The sequence below is a fragment of the Thiolapillus sp. genome (genome assembly GCF_048562965.1).
GTDB lineage: Bacteria > Pseudomonadota > Gammaproteobacteria > Chromatiales > Chromatiaceae > Thiolapillus > Thiolapillus brandeum_A.
Genome location: NZ_JBHNMF010001277.1, coordinates 1 through 730, shown reverse-complemented (window position 1 = coordinate 730; position 730 = coordinate 1). Strand labels below are relative to the sequence as shown.

Below are 730 nucleotides of genomic sequence, written 5' to 3'. Positions count from 1 at the left end.
CCTATTGCCGCATCTCCAGTTACCTGCAGACCATGGCAAATCAGGGATACAATCCGCTGGTCGCCATTCAAATGGCCTTTTCGGGACAGCTCTATGCTGATAGGGGTGAGTAGTTACCCGGTAGGATTCATTGCCAGTTTCGATGATGTCGCAGTGATGGGTGATGCGGTCGAACATGGCAGTCGTCCGCTGCCAGCCATGGAGCAAGCGTGTCTTCGGCCTCGTGATAGATTTTGGGACATCCCAGTCCCCAAAATCTATCACGAGGCCGAAGACACACTTGATCTTGGCATCGGTAAAGACCTGCACCCAGAGATGGACCCCATGGGTTGGACAGGAACTGGACGAAGGCTTTTGTCGGTGAACTCATCCCGGTTTTGCCATTTCCGGATACTCTGTGATGTAACATTGTATTGCTTGGCAAGAGCCACCTGCTTACGATCACGTTGAGCCTTGATCTCAGAACGAATCTGTGGCGTTGTACGGGCTTGTGGATGGATGGCCATGGCGTTGCTTCCTCCTGCTTTTGCTTGAGCCAGTCATTCAATATCTGGCGGGTTCGGAATAAAGGATAACTCCTTCTTGGAATATGACCACATGGAACCCGACAGCCCGGTTGCCCCTGGAGATCATTCCCAGGAAAGCGGTTTTACAGCGAACCATCAGCCGTATCAGTGATGTGACCTGGGAGAAGATCAATCAGGCCTTGCTGGGACATGCCAAGGCGGCA

General features: G+C 52.5%; 1 protein-coding gene and 1 pseudogene. One reads left to right on the top strand and one right to left on the bottom strand.

Annotation, left to right across the window (positions count from 1 at the left end):
- Positions 1-177: pseudogene (locus tag ACOCD2_RS23800) on the bottom strand (hypothetical protein); the annotation flags it as partial.
- Between ACOCD2_RS23800 and ACOCD2_RS23795 the strand changes: the two are divergent.
- Positions 94-450 carry a hypothetical protein gene (locus ACOCD2_RS23795; RefSeq protein ID WP_419588207.1) on the top strand — a complete coding sequence of 119 codons (357 nt, stop codon included), beginning with the start codon at positions 94-96 and terminating at the stop codon, positions 448-450. The pseudogene ACOCD2_RS23800 and the gene ACOCD2_RS23795 overlap by 84 nt on opposite strands.
- The last annotated feature ends 280 nt before the right edge of the window (positions 451-730 follow it).

What these genes read in the sequence shown, in the direction of transcription:
- ACOCD2_RS23795 (WP_419588207.1), top strand. Translation starts at nt 94, where the DNA reads ATGCTGATAGGGGTGAGTAGTTACCCGGTAGGATTCATTGCCAGTTTC.